This is a genomic window from Lachnospiraceae bacterium KGMB03038 (assembly GCA_007361935.1).
Lineage (GTDB): Bacteria > Bacillota > Clostridia > Lachnospirales > Lachnospiraceae > Massilistercora.
On sequence record CP041667.1, the window covers coordinates 2,751,290 to 2,767,925 of the forward strand.

Annotated in this window: 16 protein-coding genes and 2 tRNA genes; 4 read left to right on the forward strand and 14 right to left on the reverse strand. The window is 49.8% G+C overall.

The window, feature by feature from the left end:
* Positions 1–55 precede the first annotated feature (55 nt).
* From FND36_13500 to FND36_13550, 11 genes are all read right to left on the reverse strand, one after another.
* Positions 56–1,255, reverse strand: coding sequence for an FprA family A-type flavoprotein (locus FND36_13500; GenBank protein ID QDW74974.1), 1,200 nt, complete (start codon positions 1,253–1,255; stop codon positions 56–58).
* Positions 1,256–1,335: 80 nt separating this feature from the next.
* On the reverse strand, positions 1,336–2,118 hold the full coding sequence (locus FND36_13505) for a polysaccharide deacetylase family protein (protein ID QDW74975.1): 783 nt from the start codon (positions 2,116–2,118) through the stop codon (positions 1,336–1,338).
* An 80-nt stretch (positions 2,119–2,198) separates the two neighbouring features.
* Positions 2,199–2,963: an exodeoxyribonuclease III gene (gene xth, locus FND36_13510; protein ID QDW74976.1), complete on the reverse strand. Its 765-nt coding sequence runs from the start codon at positions 2,961–2,963 to the stop codon at positions 2,199–2,201.
* A 65-nt stretch (positions 2,964–3,028) separates the two neighbouring features.
* Positions 3,029–3,763, reverse strand: coding sequence for a tRNA pseudouridine(38-40) synthase TruA (truA, locus tag FND36_13515; protein ID QDW74977.1), 735 nt, complete (start codon positions 3,761–3,763; stop codon positions 3,029–3,031).
* A 36-nt stretch (positions 3,764–3,799) separates the two neighbouring features.
* On the reverse strand, positions 3,800–4,249 hold the full coding sequence (gene nrdR / locus FND36_13520) for a transcriptional repressor NrdR (protein ID QDW74978.1): 450 nt from the start codon (positions 4,247–4,249) through the stop codon (positions 3,800–3,802).
* Between the two features lie 91 nt (positions 4,250–4,340).
* Positions 4,341–4,583: a YlmC/YmxH family sporulation protein gene (locus tag FND36_13525; protein ID QDW75638.1), complete on the reverse strand. Its 243-nt coding sequence runs from the start codon at positions 4,581–4,583 to the stop codon at positions 4,341–4,343.
* An 88-nt stretch (positions 4,584–4,671) separates the two neighbouring features.
* Complete coding sequence (locus FND36_13530) at positions 4,672–5,886, reverse strand: ABC transporter permease (GenBank protein QDW74979.1); 1,215 nt, start codon at positions 5,884–5,886, stop codon at positions 4,672–4,674.
* Positions 5,887–6,660: an ABC transporter ATP-binding protein gene (locus FND36_13535; GenBank protein ID QDW74980.1), complete on the reverse strand. Its 774-nt coding sequence runs from the start codon at positions 6,658–6,660 to the stop codon at positions 5,887–5,889.
* Between the two features lie 138 nt (positions 6,661–6,798).
* Positions 6,799–6,981 carry a ferredoxin gene (locus tag FND36_13540; GenBank protein ID QDW74981.1) on the reverse strand — a complete coding sequence of 61 codons (183 nt, stop codon included), beginning with the start codon at positions 6,979–6,981 and terminating at the stop codon, positions 6,799–6,801.
* A gap of 131 nt (positions 6,982–7,112) precedes the next feature.
* Positions 7,113–8,045: a carbamate kinase gene (locus FND36_13545; GenBank protein ID QDW74982.1), complete on the reverse strand. Its 933-nt coding sequence runs from the start codon at positions 8,043–8,045 to the stop codon at positions 7,113–7,115.
* Positions 8,046–8,199: 154 nt separating this feature from the next.
* Positions 8,200–8,274 (reverse strand) — tRNA-Pro (locus FND36_13550).
* 129 nt (positions 8,275–8,403) lie between these two features.
* On the opposite strand from FND36_13550, the gene FND36_13555 reads away from it, so the two are divergent.
* Positions 8,404–9,204 carry a 4-hydroxy-tetrahydrodipicolinate reductase gene (locus FND36_13555; protein QDW74983.1) on the forward strand — a complete coding sequence of 267 codons (801 nt, stop codon included), beginning with the start codon at positions 8,404–8,406 and terminating at the stop codon, positions 9,202–9,204.
* A 117-nt stretch (positions 9,205–9,321) separates the two neighbouring features.
* On the opposite strand, the gene FND36_13560 is transcribed toward FND36_13555, so the two are convergent.
* Positions 9,322–10,572 carry an iron hydrogenase gene (locus FND36_13560; GenBank protein ID QDW74984.1) on the reverse strand — a complete coding sequence of 417 codons (1,251 nt, stop codon included), beginning with the start codon at positions 10,570–10,572 and terminating at the stop codon, positions 9,322–9,324.
* 352 nt (positions 10,573–10,924) lie between these two features.
* Between FND36_13560 and FND36_13565 the strand changes: the two genes are divergently transcribed.
* Positions 10,925–11,011, forward strand: a tRNA-Ser gene (locus FND36_13565).
* Between the two features lie 72 nt (positions 11,012–11,083).
* Here FND36_13565 and FND36_13570 read toward each other — a convergent pair.
* A complete protein-coding gene (locus FND36_13570; protein ID QDW74985.1) occupies positions 11,084–12,919 on the reverse strand; it encodes an ABC transporter ATP-binding protein in 1,836 nt (611 codons plus the stop codon).
* Positions 12,909–14,675 (reverse strand): ABC transporter ATP-binding protein, encoded by a 1,767-nt coding sequence (locus FND36_13575; GenBank protein ID QDW74986.1) that lies wholly within the window; start codon positions 14,673–14,675, stop codon positions 12,909–12,911. Before FND36_13575 ends, FND36_13570 begins: the two co-directional genes overlap by 11 nt.
* 163 nt (positions 14,676–14,838) lie before the next feature.
* Here FND36_13575 and FND36_13580 point away from each other — a divergent pair, with 163 nt between their 5' ends.
* Positions 14,839–15,297, forward strand: a complete 459-nt coding sequence (locus FND36_13580; protein ID QDW74987.1) for a MarR family transcriptional regulator — start codon at positions 14,839–14,841, stop codon at positions 15,295–15,297.
* Between the two features lie 125 nt (positions 15,298–15,422).
* Positions 15,423–16,526 (forward strand): oxidoreductase, encoded by a 1,104-nt coding sequence (locus FND36_13585; GenBank protein ID QDW74988.1) that lies wholly within the window; start codon positions 15,423–15,425, stop codon positions 16,524–16,526.
* Positions 16,527–16,636: the final 110 nt, after the last annotated feature.

Consider the following 16,636-nt stretch of genomic DNA (forward strand, 5'->3'; position numbering starts at 1 on the left):
CCCCTGCTCATTTTCCGGCGCCGGCCTTCTTACGGCCCACCGGACGAATTGTCCTCTACAAAGCCTCTTTGATCTGCTGGGCGAAGTTCTCCAGATCTTCCGCCCGGTCGCTTTTCAACGTAGACTTCAGAGACAGAGAGCCTTCCAAAATCCGCATTTCTTTCATTTCCTCCAACCGCTTCAAAATCTGCTTTCCGGCAGCCGCGGCCCAAGTTCCATTTTCCATCAGGGCGACCGTACGTTTCTGCACCGAAAGCGCTTTCATATCTGCCAGCAGATTTTCCATTGGCGGATAGATTCCTGCATTGTAGGTAGGACACGCCAGCACAAGATGGCTGACCCGGAAGATTTCTGAAATCAGATCTGACACATGGGTTCTTGATACGTCATAAACGGCAATATTTTTCACGCCTTTCTCGGCAAGCTGGCAGGCCAGCGCGTTTACCGCCTGCTCCGTATGGCCGTAAATGGAACCGTAGATCACCGCCACTCCTTTTTCTTCCGGCTCGTATCTGCTCCATTTATCATATTTATCGATAAACCAATCGATCTCCGTACGCCAAATGGGGCCGTGAAGCGGGCAGATCATCTGGATATCCAGGGCAGATGCTTTCTTTAGGAGCGCCTGCACCTGGGCGCCGTATTTGCCGACGATATTGGCATAATATCTCCGGGCTTCTGCCAGGTATTCCTTCTCAAAATCCACCTCATCGTTGAAAATAGTTCCGTTCAGCGCCCCAAAGGTTCCAAACGCATCGGCGGAAAACAGGATTTTCTCTTTCTCATCATAGGTTACCATAACCTCCGGCCAATGGACCATAGGCGCCATAGCAAAACGAAGGGTATGGCTGCCTACAGAAAGGGTATCCCCTTCCTTCACCGTCATTGTGCGTCCTTCCATCTCTATATCGAAGAACTGTCCGATCATCTGGATCGCTTTGGCGCTGCCCACTACCTGCATCTGGGGATATTTCTCCATCAGAAGCCGGATATTTGCGCAGTGGTCCGGTTCCATATGATGTACGATCAGATAGTCAATGGCGCGCCCTTCCAGAGCTCCCTCCAGGTTCTCCAGAAATTGTCCGGTAACGGACTCGTCTACCGTATCCATCAGAGCCACTTTCTCATCTATGAGCAGATAAGAATTATAAGATACGCCCTTAGGAACTGGGAACAAATTCTCAAACAGCGTGATCCGTCTGTCATTGCAGCCGACCCACAGAATGTCTTCGGTTACTTTCCTTATACTCTGCATTCGGTATCCCTCCTGAATCTATTTTTCTATAAGAACTCTCAAAAATGCATCCCACATTATACCATACTTTGATGCCAGGGTCAAAAGGTCTGGCGGTTCCGGATCTGCCTTCCTTTTACGTCCATATGATACTCCTCCCGGTAGATCAAACCGGAAAGAGGGGTGATCTCATACCCTTGTTCCTGAAGTCCCTGGATCACTTCCCCCAGCGCTTCCGCCGTATACTTTGTACCGCAGTGGAACCGTATGATAGAACCATTCGCCAGATCTTCATGACGCAGCACCGTATTTACAATCTGGTCCTTTCCATAGTCTTTCCAGTCCATACTGTCCACATTCCACAAAACGGTATCATATCCCTGTTCTTTTGCTCTCAGGATCACTTCATCATCATAGTCTCCATAAGGCGGCCGGAACAGATCCATCTGGATTCCCGTCAGCTTCTCTATCCTTTGATGGGCTTTCTGGATTTCCAGGTCCTTTTCTTCCAGAGACAGTCCCTTCATATTTTTGTGGTCTTCACTGTGGTTTCCAAGATCATGGCCCTTATCTTGGATAGCTTTTACTTCCTGCGGATATTTCTCCGCCCACATCCCCGTGACAAAAAAGGAAGCTCGCGCCTGATAGATTTCCAGAATATCCAGGATTTTATGTATATCTTTATTTCCCCATGACACATCGAACGTCAGCGCCACTTTTTTCTCCTGCGTCTCTACAGAACAGATCGGCATTTCCCGCCCGTTTACATTATTGGAAATGCTGACATACTCCTGGACGTATCTCCACAAACCAGCCGCCATGAGCAAAACCAGCATGGCCGCAAGTCCTCTGGTCCGCCATTTCTTTTTCCTCAGGGTTTCCATAGAAAACTCCCCAGTCTATACCATTACTGATAAGATATGCCGCTGGATTTTGTCCGGTTCCAAATAGGGACGGGGGATTTTTAATTTTCCCCCGTCCCTATTTGAAGTTCTACCGGACAGTGGTCGGAACCCATCACGTCCGTTAAAATTTTGGCGTCGATCAAACGGTCTTTTAAGCAGTCTGACACACAGAAATAGTCGATGCGCCACCCCGCGTTTTTCTCTCTTGCCTTAAACCGGTAAGACCACCAAGAATAAATCCCCGTCTCCTCCGGATAGAAGTACCGGAAGGTATCAACAAATCCGGCTTCCAGGACTTTTGAGAATTTCTCTCGTTCTTCGTCTGTGAACCCCGCGTTCTTCCGGTTGGTCTTGGGATTCTTCAGATCGATCTCCTTGTGAGCCACGTTCAGGTCCCCGCAGAAAACAACGGGCTTCTTCTCTTCCAGCTTCTTCAGATACGCAAGGAAATCTTCATCCCACCGCATCCGGTAAGGGAGTCTGGCCAGTTCGTTCTGAGAATTAGGGGTATACACCGTCACAAAGTAAAAGTCTTCATATTCCAGTGTGATCACCCTTCCCTCCTTGTCGTGTTCCTCGATCCCAATGCCCATAGCCACGCTCAGGGGTTCTTTCTTCGTAAACACAGCGGTCCCGGAATAGCCTTTGCGCTCCGCATAATTCCAATACTGATAATATCCCGGAGTCTCCAGTTCAATCTGGCCCTCCTGGAGCTTGGTCTCCTGAATACAGAAAATATCCGCATCCGCTTCTTTAAAGAAGTCCAAAAATCCTTTCTGCACACAAGCCCGGATTCCATTTACATTCCATGAAATGAATTTCATCTGTTTTCCTCCACTTTCAAATACACCCGGAGAAGTCCGGGTGTAGATTCTTTCTTTATCTTGCATCAATAATATACTTTCCGCAGAAACAGCCCTCTCGCGGGCGCCAGGAATCCGGCCAAAGACCGATCCTCCGCCGCGATCACCACTGGAAGCATATCGGCATCTCTTTCTCCGGTCCCGATCTCCAGAAGCGTCCCCGTCAGGATGCGGACCATATGATATAGGAAGCCGGTCCCATAATAAGTGATCCTTACCTTCTCCCCGGTGCTTACGATCTTGATATTGGTGATCCGCCGCACTGGGTCTTTACAGTCTTTGTCGTCTGTAAAGCTGGTAAAGTTCTTAGGCCCGATCAGATATTTTACCGCGTCCCGCATAGCTTCAATGTCCAGCTTCACCGGGTAGTGATAACAGTACCTTCTGGAAAATACATCTGGCTTCTCCCTGCAGTCGATATAGTATTCGTATTTCTTTCCTTTGGCGCTCTTTCTTGCGTGAAATCCATTTTTTACCAATTCCACCTTCACGATCCTGATATCTTCCGGGAGATACCGATTCAGCGCATCTTTAAATTCCTTAGGATCATACAGCTTTGACAGTCTTACACTGGCCACCTGCCCTCTAGCATGGACTCCTGTATCCGTTCTGCCTGAACCGTCCACCTGAACCCGATATCCCACCAGCTTCCCGATGCTCCACTCCAGAACAAACTGGATGGTATTGTCGGTCGTCGCCTGCCGCTGCCACCCTTGATATCTGCTCCCATCATAGGAAATCGTCAGTTTATAAGTCCTCATTTTCTCTTCTCACCCAACCCGCTGTACTTTCAATCTCTATTTCAAAAATTTCTTCAGCTCGTCCATAAAGGTATTTACATCTTTAAACTCCCGATATACAGACGCAAATCTGACATAAGCCACTTCGTCTAAGTCTTTCAGTTCGTCCATAACAATCTCTCCAATAGCGCTGCTGGGAATCTCCTTTGCCTCCAGACTGAAGATCTTCGTCTCAATCCTGTCAATGGCCCGCTGGATATCTCCCGCGGACACCGGCCGCTTATAGCATGCCTGAAGGATTCCTTTCTCGATTTTCCCCCGGTTATATTGTTCCCGGTTGTTATCCTTCTTAATAATGATCAAAGGGATCGTCTCGATTTTCTCGTAAGTAGTGAACCGTTTCCCGCACATGTCGCAGGACCGCCTTCTCCGAATGGAATTGCCGTCCTCCGCCGGCCGGGAATCGATGACTCTAGTATCAGGATTGCTGCAGTATGGACACTTCATCTTGTCTGAATTCCTTTCTTTTATCGTATATTATAGAGTATATCTTCCGCAAACCCAGAAGTCAAATCAATGAAACCGTTTTTCTTCCAAATTATCGCGGCTCTTCATGGATCTCCACCAGGATGATATCCGGCCCGATCTTTCTTACACACCGAAAAGGGATCACATATTCCCCGCCGTCACAGAAAATCCCGCAGAACTTTCCTGTTTTCGGTATAATAATAGCCTCAATACATCCCTGACATTCGTCTATGATTAAATCTACCACATATCCCAGCTTTTTACAATCACATGCGTTGATAACTTCTTTATCTTCCAATTCAGAAAGCCTCAAATCCAGTTCCTTCTTTCCTGGATGCGCAAACATCCGCATATACTTCTTATAGACAGTATATGCGGATGTCGTATTTTCGTCATTCTCCCTAGGCCGACATGATCTTTTCACTCTCAAACGCCTTCACGATCACCGCCAGAAGCGCTCCGCCAAGGACAAGAGTCTCCGCAAGAGCGACCCCATACTGCGCGGCTGTCACCTCCTGGCTTAAGACGCCCTGCAGAGCCAGCGCGTTATTATAAAGGGGAATCACAAAATCCTGCATCTGCGGGCTTCCAGAGGTAAACATGGTGAAAAGTCCTATGATCAGTATCAGCATATAGATCGGCATCACATAAGTATTGGCTTCCTTCACTGATTTCGCAAATACAGAGATCAGAGCGATAATGCTGGCATACAAAAACGCGATAGCCACCAGCATGGCTCCCAGCATCACGATCTGAACCGGGCTGAGACTAATATTAAGATCTTCCAAAGCTCCCATCCCCATGCTGTTCTTCATGACCGGCGCGCAGATCACCATAGCCGCCACATAGATCAGAGAAGACGCTCCAGCCACCAGCATCAAGGCAAACACTTTCCCAAGGGCGATCGAGCTTCTTTTCACCGGCGATACCAGGAGACTTGCCATTGTTCCGCGCTCCTTCTCTCCAGCGATCATATCCGTTCCAATCCCCATTGCTCCAGCGAAAAGCAGGATCGTGATAAAATAGGGCAGCATCATTCCCACCGCCTTATTGCTGGCCTTTGCCTCATCCTGGATCACCATATCCGGATTGTCTGAATTCACTTGAAATACCGTCAGCTCTGACAGATCTTCCACTCGCTGGGCCAACAGGGTCTGCCGGTAACCTTCCAAAGTCTGGTTCATACTGTCAAAGGCCGCGGCGGAATAATTTTCCGATGGATTGTAATAGGTCTTGATCTGAGGAATTTCATTTCCCGGTTCATAGGTTTCTATCTTTTGCTGGAAATCTTCCGGAAATTCTACGATCAGATCCGCTTCTCCGGCCAGGATCTCACCCTTGGCCGCCTCCATTTCTTTCGCTCCAGCAAGAGTTGCCGTCTGCCAGGAACCTTCCGCGCTTTCTAAAAATTTGTCAAAGGATTCCGGGCTGTTCCATAGATATACCTGGGCCTTATGGCTGCGGATGTCTTCTTCCATATTGGAGGCCAATGTATTGACCACCGTAAGGATCACGACCATGATCAATACCGGAAGCAGAAATACAGAAAACATCATTTTCTTATCTTTGAAGATCCGGGCCATCTCTTTCCCAAAAATCTGCTTGATCCCGTTCATCTACGCCTCCCCCTTTCTCGCTTTATAGAGCTCGAAAAAAGCGTCCTCTAAGTCGTCCGCCCCAGTCCTTTGCAGCAGTTCTTCCAGTGTTCCTTCCGCCACTTTACATCCGTCGATGATGATTCCAATCCTGTCGCAAAGCTTCTCAGCCTCTGACATGATATGGGTGGACACGATGATCAGCTTTCCTTCTTCTTTAAGCTTCCGCAGGTAATCAGTCACACTTCTGGCCGTAATGATATCCAGGCCATTGGTGGGCTCATCAAAAATGATCACCTGAGGATCGTGGCTCAGACTGACCGCGATCGCCGCTTTCTGCTTCATGCCTGTAGACAATTCTTTGATTGGTTTATGGGCAAACTCCTGGATCCCAAAATATGTAAACAACTCCTTTTTTCGTTTTTCCAGGACTTCCCCCGGCACATTGCGGAGCCTTCCAAAGAAATCAAACATATAATCCGGATCAAACTGTTCGTCCAGCTTAATATCACTGGTGAGAAACCCGATGGAATTCCTTACCGCCTCCGGCTCTTCCTGAACCTCATGGCCCTCCACGTAGATCTGGCCTTTGGAGGGTTTTAACAGCGTGGAAATACACCTGAGCGTGGTCGTCTTCCCGGCTCCGTTAGGCCCCAGAAGACCGTAGATCTCTCCCGGCCTGGCGGTGAAACTCACATCATCCACCGCTGTTTTCAAGGGATTTTTCGTCTTTAACTCCGCCATCTGCTTCTTATTCAGCTTAAAGACTTTCGTCAGCCCTTTGATCTCGATCATGGCAATCTTCCTCCCCATAATTATTGTATTAATAAATTAGTATAATAATATAATCAAGGGTGGGATTTGTCAAGAACATTCAATTGGGGCCGGGGGATTTTTAAAAATCCCCCGGCCCCAATTGAAAATGCCCTGTCCCTAATTGACATCAATCACGGACACCGGGCAGCTGTCTTTTGCTTCCACTACCGCCGCTTCACATTCCGGCGGCACGCTTGCGTATGCTTCTGCCAGACCGTCGTCGTTAAACCGGAATACTTCCGGGCAGGCGGCTACGCAGGCGCCGCATGATATGCACCCGTCGTTGACTTTTGCTTCCATGGGCCTTCCTCCTTACGCTTTTTGCCCTTAGTATGACCCACTTAAGCTGATTTTAAACCGATCTGGACCAATTCCTCCGGTATTTCTCGTATTTGTCTCTATGTACCTTTGCCGTCTGCCATTCCAGGCGATCATGCATGGATGATCGTCCCGGTCTTTCCTTTCAGAGCCTCTGCCAGTTTATCAAAAGAAGTGATCAGCGCTCTTCTTCCTTCCCTCTTCTCAATGAACGATAGAGATGCGCTGAATTTTGGCAGCATATTGTACTCTCCAAAATGGCCTTCCTCCATATAATTCCTAGCCTCTTCCACAGAAATCTCTCCCAGTTCTTCTTCCTCCGGCCGTCCCATATTGATCTTGACTTTCTCTACGCTGGTCAGAATGATCAATTCATCGGCATCGATCTCTTCGGCCATCTTTCCAGCCGCCAGGTCTTTTTCGATCACCGCGCTGGCACCTTTCAGATGGTTGTCCTGCTGAAGCACCGGAATTCCGCCTCCGCCGCAGGCGACTACGATCTGGTCCGCATCCAGGAGGGCGCGGATCGCGTCGATTTCCACGATGCTGACTGGATGAGGCGCTGATACGATCCGCCGGAATCCTTTCCCCGGCTCTTCCACTACATAATTGCCTTTCTTGCGCTCTTCATTAGCTTCTTCCGCATTCATATAGCGCCCCAGCACTTTGGTGGGCGTATAAAACGCATCGTCATAAGGGTCAACGATCACCTGCGTCAAGATTGTGCTCACTGTCCGATAAATCCCGCGATTCAGCAATTCTTCCCGGATACTGTTCTGAAGATCGTATCCGATATATCCCTGGCTCATGGCCGAGCACACAGACATCGGCGCGGCCGTGTAGTCCTGATGGGCCTTTCCAAACTCATTCATAGCGGTATGAATCATCCCTACCTGAGGCGCGTTGCTGTGTGTGATCGCAACCTGGTACCCATGCTCGATCAGATCCGCGATCACTTTTGACGTATGTTTTACTGCTTCTTTCTGCTCTGGGAGCGTCGTCCCCAGCGCACGATGGCCAAGGGCCACCACGACTCTTTTTTTCATAATCTTTACCTCTGTTCTCCGGTGTTTTACTTGCGGCTTCTCTTTTCCTTCTATCTTAGCATACTGAAAATTTTCTGTAAATCTTTATTCCCTTCCCAAAGCTTTTTGAATTAAAAAAAGGCTCCCTCTCCATTTCGGAGATTGAGCCTATGCGTCGGGGTAACAGGATTCGAACCTGCGACCTCACGGCCCCCAGCCGTGCGCTCTAACCAAACTGAGCCATACCCCGATAGAGATATTCTATCGAAAATTGTCGGAGATTGCAAGCATTATTTTTGGTATTCTTTTCCATAAGGATATGCTAAAATAAGATTATTATACATGAACCCGCGAAATTCGTGGAAAGGAGCTGTATTTTATGAAAGTCATCGTTATTGCCCCGCGTGGGAAAATGGGTAAATTGATCACTCAGGCCGCTGCCGCCCGCGAGGATCTGGAACTGGTCGCCGGCATCGGCCCCAAGGGCAGAGATTATATTGGAGAGGATCTTGGAACCGTGGCAATGACCGGCCAGACTCTGGGCGTTCCTGTCACCGACAATCTGGAAGCGGTCATCGATCGCTGTGACGTTATCATTGATTTCTCCACCAGAGAAGTCTCTATGGAGGTCTTAAGCGCCGCCATTGCCCACAAAAAGGCGCTGGTCTGCGGCACCACCGGGTTCTCGGCGGAAGAAATGCACAGATTCCAGGAGGCCGCCGGGGAGATCCCTATGCTTTACGCCGCCAACACCTCTAAACTGGTCAATGTCATGAATAAACTGTTGGAATTGGTGGCGCAGACAGTCGGCAGCGATCTGGATATCGAAATCCTGGAAATGCATGACCAATGGAAAAAAGATGTCCCCAGCGGAACTTCCAAAGAAATGGGTGAGATCATGGCCCATGCCTTAGGAAAAGAGCTGGACGACATTGCCGTTTACGGCCGGGAAAAAGGGGAGAATCCCCGCAAGCCCGGAACCATCGGCTATCACTCTCTGCGGGCCGGAAATATTCCCAGCAGCCACACCGTGTATTTTGGCGGCCTTGGAGAGAGACTGGAGATCACCCACCACTCTTATAACTGGGAGTGCTTTGCCCGAGGCGCCTGCGACTGCGCCGCATATTTGGAAGAAAAAGGACCTGGGTACTACACGATCCAGGATGTGCTGCATTTGTAAAATCCGGTCTGTCAAGATCAGATCCGTACAAAGATACAAAGAGACCGGGATGGATGCCTCGCTACTCCATCCCGGCCTTCGCTGTGCGCTCCCGATCCAGGCGAACTTCTGGGAGATCTACACAAAGCTCCGTGTCAATAGCCCTTCTTCCTCCAGCAGCTCTTCCACAGTCTCAAATCCAAGCCGTTTTAAGATCTCTTTTACGTAAGGATTTTCCAACGGTGTCTGAAAGGCCGAGTTTTCGCCATAATCGTCTACCATTTTCTTCCCCTTTTCTTTGTCCAATATGGCTTTTGGGCCGCCCACGCAGCCGCCTATACATCCCATTCCCTCGAAAAAGTTTGCCTTTGTCTTTCCTTCTTTTATCCGCTTTATCATCTCCATACACGCCTTCGTCCCGTCAGCCCGCTCTGCCCGGACCTGTACGCCGCGGTCCGGTTTTAACTGCCGCACCATTTCTTCCACCGCTCGGCTCACCCCGCCTGAACGGGCGTAAAGCCTGCCTGCTTTGGAAGCGTGTTCTTTGGGATCTTCCTCCTGCTCTTCCGGCCGGATCTTCACAGCTTCAAATAAATCTTTTATCTCCTGAAAGGTAAGAACATAATCTACCGCATCACAGATATCCGGCTCTCTTGCTTCCTGTTTCTTGGCTAGACACGGACCGGCAAATACCGTCAGCGCTCCGGGATATAGTCTCTTTATAATACGTCCGCAGGCAATCATGGGCGAAACAGCCCCGGGCACATGGGGCATAAGCTCATGATAGCTCTTCCGGATCATGGCGATCCAAACCGGGCAGCAGCAGCTCGTAAGCTGGAAATCTCCTGTTTTCTCTATATGCCGGTCAAATTCCAATGCTTCCTTTAACGTCAGGATATCCGCAAAAAGAGCCACCTCCACCATTCCCGCAAATCCCAGGGCTTTAAAAGCGCTCCTTAACTTACCCGGTGTCACCCCTTCTTGAAATTGTCCAAGAAAGGCCGGCGCGACCAGCATATAAGCAGGCCTTTTGGACTCTCTGACCGCCTTCATTGCCGCAAGCACGTCCTTATTTCCTGTAAGTTTTTTATCCCTGCATGCTTCCACACAGGCTTCACATCCCGTACATAGCTCAGGATCGATCCACAGCTCTCCATTTTCTTTCCTGCGGATCGCCTCGAATATGCAATTGCGTCGGCAGGCTTCACCTTGGCCGCATTGGCGGCATTGGCTGACTGGAATTACCGGAGCATATCGCTCTGGATGCAAAAGACAGTCCAGATGTTTCGGATCATATTTGTCCGGCAATGGTTCCTCCAGCGACAGCTTCCTCTGCAGAAGCGCCTGGTAAAGTTCTTCAAAACTTTTCTCTTCTTTTTTACCTGCCATTTCCCTATAAATCCTCGAATTCTTTTCTATCTATTATGGCCCGTTCCCTTTGTTTTCATGCTTATCATTCTTTCTTCCGATTTTCTTAAGAATTTTTATAAACATTTTCAGGTTCCGACATATTTGGGTCACATCTTCTTTGTATAATGAATTTATCAATTAAAGAAGACGGCGGCTGTGCTCATGATTCTTTGTCTGTATGGCTGTTGGTCTTCGCCTAACAATAAGTTAAATTTTAGATAGATTTTTTCATCCCCTCCGGGCCGGCATTGAAAAGCCGGCCCTCTCTCTTTTTTGAATTTGGGTATTCCTCTCTCTTCCCACTTATGCTATAATACATTACAGTGCTTTTGGAGACGTATCGAAGTGGTCATAACGAGCCGCACTCGAAATGCGGTTGTCCTTTTTGGGCACGTGGGTTCGAATCCCACCGTCTCCGTTTTCAGAAAAAGTCCTCAAACGGTTTCCTGTTTGAGGACTTTTGTATTCTAATGTTCTGCTGTCAGGGATCCTACTGGGCGAACTGACTGTTATACAGTCTGGCGTAAGCGCCGTCCGCTTCCAGAAGCGACTGGTGTGTCCCCTGTTCTATGATCGTCCCATTCTGCATCATCAGGATTCGATCCGCATCCACAATAGTGGAGAGCCGATGGGCGATCACAAAACTGGTGCGCCCCTTCATCAGCTTTTTCATAGCTTTCCCAATCTCGATCTCTGTACGGGTGTCTACGCTGGACGTAGCTTCGTCCAGGATCAACACCGCCGGGTCGCACAGGAAAACCCTTGCGATCGTCAGCAGCTGACGCTGTCCAATGGAAATATTCTCCGCATCATTACTCAGAACCGTATCATACCCTTCCGGCAGCGTTCGGATGAAGAAATCTGCCCTGGCCGCCTGGGCCGCCCGGACGATCTCTTCCCGGTCCGCCTCCGGCCTTCCATAAGCGATATTCTCTGCGATCGTTCCTTCAAAAAGCCAGGTGTCCTGGAGCACCATTCCGAAATTCTCTCTAAGCCGCGGTCTGGACATCCTTCCTGTGTCGCTGCCGTCTAAAAAGATCTGGCCGCCATTTACCTCATAGAAGCGCATCAGAAGATTGATGAGCGTCGTTTTCCCTGCTCCGGTACTTCCCACGATCGCGATCTTTTCCCCTGGCCTGGCGTTAAAACTCACATCCCGCATCAGGATACGGTCAGGCGTATAGCCAAACTTCACATGACAGAATTCCACATGTCCCAGGGTCCTCTCAACCTTGACAGGAAACTCCGGGTCCGGGGTAATTTCCGGCTCATCCAGCAGAGCGTACACCCGCTCCAAAGAAGCCAGAGAAGACTGCATTGAGTTCAGCATGAAAGCCAGCTGAGTCAGTGGTTCTGCCGCCTGGTTGACATATTGGAAGAAAGCCTGGAAGACCCCGATGGTCATGGTCCCGTTAAGCAGCATGCCGCCTCCCAGAACGGCGATCAGAATCAACCCCAGCCGGTTAATAAACCGGATTCCAGGGTTGATGGCATTGATAAGGAAATCCGCTTTCCAGGAAGCATCCGTCAGCCGCTGGGAAGCTTCATGCAGCCGGGCGGAACTATGTTCCTCCTGGTTAAACGTTTTGATGACCATACGGCCGCTGTAGCTTTCCTCCACCAGCGCTGTCACCTCGCTTACGCACTCCTGCCTCTTCAGCGCATACTTAAGCGTCCGGTCAGAAACGAATTTCGTGGCGGTCAGGGACAGGCACATAAATAACAGAAATACCGCCGTCAGTAATATACTGAACCGGAACATCATCACCAGAGAACCGATCACCATTCCAAACGCGGTAAACAACTTCAGCACTCCCGTCTGGAAAGCCTCCGACATTTTGTCCAGGTCATTAGTGATCCGGCTTAAGATCGCGCCTGGCTGATGTCCGTCAAAGAACGCCAGAGGAAGCCGGTTCAGTTTCTGGCCAATCTCCCCCCGCAGGCGGCAGGCCAGATTCTCCGCGAAGCTGGCCATCAGAAAAGACTGGATGAAATACAGTCCTGCCGCCGCCAGGTAGATCAGCAGCAGAAGCAAGATATCCCGGCCAGCCTCCTCCCAGGTCACGGAAAAAACTATCTCCTGGGCGAAGGCCGCCTGGATCTTCTCCCACAGCAGATCCACGATATAGGCGCTGTACAGAGGGGCCGCGACAGCCAGGACGGTATAAAGAGCCACAGAGATCAAGACCACACACAGCCGCACGCGCTGGTCGCTGAGCGAATCCCACAGTTTTCTTACGGTCTGCCTGGTATGTTCCGGCGAGGAAGCGTCAAACTCTTCTCCCAATCCTGCCGCTTCCTGTGCGTTTCTCTCATCATTTTCCATAGTTTTTCCCTCCTTTCATCTGAGATCTGACAATTTCCCGGTAAACAGGACAGGAGTCAAGCAGTGACTGGTGAGTGCCGATTCCCACGACTCTTCCGTCCTCCAACACAAGGATCTGATCTGCGTTCACGATAGTGCTGACCCGCTGGGCAACGATCAGCACCGCGGCCTCCTTTGTCTGCATCGCTAATGCCCTGCGCAGAGCCGCATCGGTCTTAAAATCCAGGGCGGAAAAGCTGTCATCAAAGATGTACAGCTCCGCATCTTTCATCAGCGCCCGGGCTATGGACAGCCTCTGTTTCTGCCCGCCGGAAAAGTTTGTCCCGCCCTGGGCTACACGAGACTTTAAGCCGCCCCGCAGTTCGCTGACAAACCCTGCCTGGGCCACATCCAGAATCTTCCACATTTTCTCCTCTGAAGCTTTCTCGTCCCCATGGCGCAGATTGTCCGCGATGGTTCCCGCAAACAGCCATGCCTTCTGAGGCACATAGGCAATCTGACTTCTTAAGTCTGCCTGACTCATATCCCGGATATCCGTTCCATTCATCAATATCTTTCCCTCTGTCACATCATGCAGTCTGAGGATCATCTTTGTCAGCACAGATTTTCCGCTTCCGGTGCTGCCTATGACCGCTGTCGTCCGTCCTCTTTGACAGGCAAAATCCAGTCCTCTTAAGGTATACTCATCCGCATCCTTGAACCGGAAGCTGACATTTTTGAAACAAATCACCGGCGCTTCCTCATTTGAAGAAATGTCCTTCACATTTCCCCCTCCGTCTGTTTTCTTCCCGCAGGCTGTCCCGTCCTGGATCTCCGGCTCCAGCTCCAGCACTTCCTGGATTCTTTCTATACATACCAGCGCCCTTGGCAGCATTACCATGACCATCTGCGCCATGACCAGATAAAACAGAATCATGATGGCATACTCTGTGAGCGCCGTAATATCACCGATCTCCATAGCCCCGGCTCCGGTCCTGTTCCCTCCCATATACAGGATCACTATGATGATCAGATTGATCACCAGTACGGCCGAGCTCTCCAGGCCGGCAAAGAGGCGGCACACCTGGATGGAAACATTACGGTAATCCTCAAAGACGCCGTCCATCCTGCCTTCCTCGTAAGTTTCCTTATCAAAGGCCCGGATTACCCGGACCCCTGTCACATTCTCACGGATCACCACATTCATCCGGTCAAGGAACCGCTGCATCCGTTCAAACATGGGCGCCGCTTTCTTTACTACCAGCACCGCCAGCAGCAGGATGACAATCGTAACTCCCATCAGGATTCCGCCCATCACCACATCTATGCGGAAAGCCATTACGATCCCCAGTACACACACCACCGGCACAGGCAGGATCATCTGGGCCACCATGATCACTGACTGCTGGATCACATTGACATCATTCAAAGTCCGCGTGATTATGGACCCGGTACCGATACTCTCCATATCGGAAGCGGAGAACTTCAGTGACTGGTCATAAACCGCGTTGCGGATATCCCGGCCGACCCGAGCTGACAAGACCGCGCACAGGTAGCTTCCTGACAGCGCTCCAAAACTGGTAATGAGCGCGATCACCAACATGAGCAGTCCCTGCCGGATGATATAAGGCAGATTGCCTCCGCCGATTCCTTTGTTGATGATATCCGCTGTAATCGTGGGAATCAGAAGTCCCCCCGCCACATCAAGGACCATGACCAGCAGAACAAACAGCATTAATTTTCGGTATGGTTTGATAAATTTCAGCATCAGTTTCATAGTATTTTCCTGCCTCTTTATAATTTAATCCGATTTCGGACTTTATGGGTACAGGAAGAATATACTCCGATTTCGGATAAAAGTCAATGCAATTTTATCAGGATATTGACTTCTTCTTTTTGGCAAAATTATAATAGATATCAGGAAAATAATCAGGAGGTTCATGTATATGGAAAAAAACGCTGAGAATCCGCTGGAAATCTTGAATCAATTGAACAAAGAAATGGATGAAATCTACCACAGCTACGCAAAGGACCGGGACGTCTCAGACAGCGCTCTTTGGCTGATGTATTCCATATACGAGAGCAGCGTTCCCTGTACCCAGAAGGATCTGTGCGCGGCCTGGCATTACCCTCCCCAGACGGTGAACTCTATACTGAAAGGGCTGGAAAAGAATGGTTACGTCACCCTGGAAACCACTCCAGAAAACCACAAGAATAAACTGATCTTTCTGACGAAACAAGGGCGAAAACTTCTGAAAGAAGTTATCGCCCCTTTGATCCATGCGGAAGAACAGGCCTTTCAGTATCTGACGAAAGAAGAACAGGCTTTTCTCCTAAACCTTACCCGTAAATACATAGAATCCCTTCGGAAAGAGATCACCAGGATCTATCGGGATTAGAATGCTCCTTATTATGCTTTCTCCACAATCTTATTGCAGGGAAAGCTCCTTATTTTCGGACTTGGGCGCCTATAGAATAATAATAAAAGCTTACTTTGAACAGACGAAGTGAAAGGAGCACAAAGATGTACTATAAAAAGTTTAAGGGAAATAAGATCTCCGCTCTTGGCCTTGGCAGCCTCCGCCTTCCTGCAATTTCTGGGAATCCCAACAAAATTGACCGTCGGAAAGCCCAGCAGGTCATCGACCAGGCTTTCGCAAGCGGCATCAATTACTTTGACACCGCTTACACTTATCACGGCGGCGATTCAGAACGTTTTCTGGGAGAAGCGCTGTCCAGATATCCAAGGGACAGCTATTATCTGGCCACGAAATTTTATGCGGCCGTCACCACAGATATCGAAAAAGTGTTTGAAGAACAATTGAAACGCTGTCAGACAGACTATTTTGACTTTTATCTGCTGCATGGAATGCAGGAACAGTACATAGAAAAATATATGGATCCCCAGAAAGACTATATTGGTTACCTTCTCAACCAGAAAAAGGCGGGCCGAATCCGCTATCTGGGATTCTCTTCCCACGCGGCGCCGGAGGCCCTGGAGCGGTTTGTGGACTGGTGCCCGGATTTCGACATGGCTTTGATCCAGCTCAACTATCTGGACTGGAGCCTGCTGGATGGGGAGCGTCAGTACCAGATCCTGACCGACCATGGAATCCCTGTCTGGGTTATGGAACCGCTCAAAGGCGGACGCCTCACTCATTTGGGCGAGAAGGCGGAAGCCATCTTACGCGGCGCGGCCCCGGAGCGTTCCATCCCTTCCTGGTCCTTCCGTTATCTCCTGGGCCTTGATAATGTGCAGTGCGTCTTGAGCGGCATGGCATCCCCAGAACAAATCCTGGAAAACGCCTCAATTTTCGAGGCCCATGATCCGCTCTCCCGTCAGGAGGAGGCCGCGCTGCGGGAAGCCGTCCAGGTATTCAAAAACGAGCTTGGCGTCCCCTGTTCTGCCTGCCGGTACTGCTGTCCTGTCTGTCCAGCCGGGCTTGATATCCCTCTGCTGATCCAAGGCTACAATGAGCTTACCATCAGCGGCGAGACCTGGAAGATCTCCAGTCTGTCACAGACCAAAGGCCCTTCCGCCTGTCTTCAGTGCGGCGCCTGCGCAAAGCGGTGTCCCCAGAAGATCGATATACCGGGAGTAATGAACGCATACGCGGACCGGTTCTGACTAAATCCATCACAATCGGGGCCGGGGGATTTTTAAAAATCCCCCGGCCCCGATTCAGACTGTAGACAAAGTCCCCGGTTTACACCGGAGCTTTTCTATTGTAGTTATCA

Coding starts and splice junctions, on each gene's coding strand:
- FND36_13555 (QDW74983.1), top strand. CDS start 8,404: ATGAAAGTCATCGTTATTGCCCCGCGTGGGAAAATGGGTAAATTGATC.
- FND36_13530 (QDW74979.1), bottom strand. CDS start 5,886: ATGAACGGGATCAAGCAGATTTTTGGGAAAGAGATGGCCCGGATCTTC.
- FND36_13545 (QDW74982.1), bottom strand. CDS start 8,045: ATGAAAAAAAGAGTCGTGGTGGCCCTTGGCCATCGTGCGCTGGGGACG.
- FND36_13540 (QDW74981.1), bottom strand. CDS start 6,981: ATGGAAGCAAAAGTCAACGACGGGTGCATATCATGCGGCGCCTGCGTA.
- truA (QDW74977.1), bottom strand. CDS start 3,763: ATGAGGACTTATAAACTGACGATTTCCTATGATGGGAGCAGATATCAA.
- nrdR (QDW74978.1), bottom strand. CDS start 4,249: ATGAAGTGTCCATACTGCAGCAATCCTGATACTAGAGTCATCGATTCC.
- FND36_13505 (QDW74975.1), bottom strand. CDS start 2,118: ATGGAAACCCTGAGGAAAAAGAAATGGCGGACCAGAGGACTTGCGGCC.
- FND36_13575 (QDW74986.1), bottom strand. CDS start 14,675: ATGAAACTGATGCTGAAATTTATCAAACCATACCGAAAATTAATGCTG.
- FND36_13570 (QDW74985.1), bottom strand. CDS start 12,919: ATGGAAAATGATGAGAGAAACGCACAGGAAGCGGCAGGATTGGGAGAA.
- FND36_13535 (QDW74980.1), bottom strand. CDS start 6,660: ATGATCGAGATCAAAGGGCTGACGAAAGTCTTTAAGCTGAATAAGAAG.
- FND36_13580 (QDW74987.1), top strand. CDS start 14,839: ATGTATATGGAAAAAAACGCTGAGAATCCGCTGGAAATCTTGAATCAA.
- FND36_13500 (QDW74974.1), bottom strand. CDS start 1,255: ATGCAGAGTATAAGGAAAGTAACCGAAGACATTCTGTGGGTCGGCTGC.
- xth (QDW74976.1), bottom strand. CDS start 2,963: ATGAAATTCATTTCATGGAATGTAAATGGAATCCGGGCTTGTGTGCAG.
- FND36_13560 (QDW74984.1), bottom strand. CDS start 10,572: ATGGCAGGTAAAAAAGAAGAGAAAAGTTTTGAAGAACTTTACCAGGCG.
- FND36_13585 (QDW74988.1), top strand. CDS start 15,423: ATGTACTATAAAAAGTTTAAGGGAAATAAGATCTCCGCTCTTGGCCTT.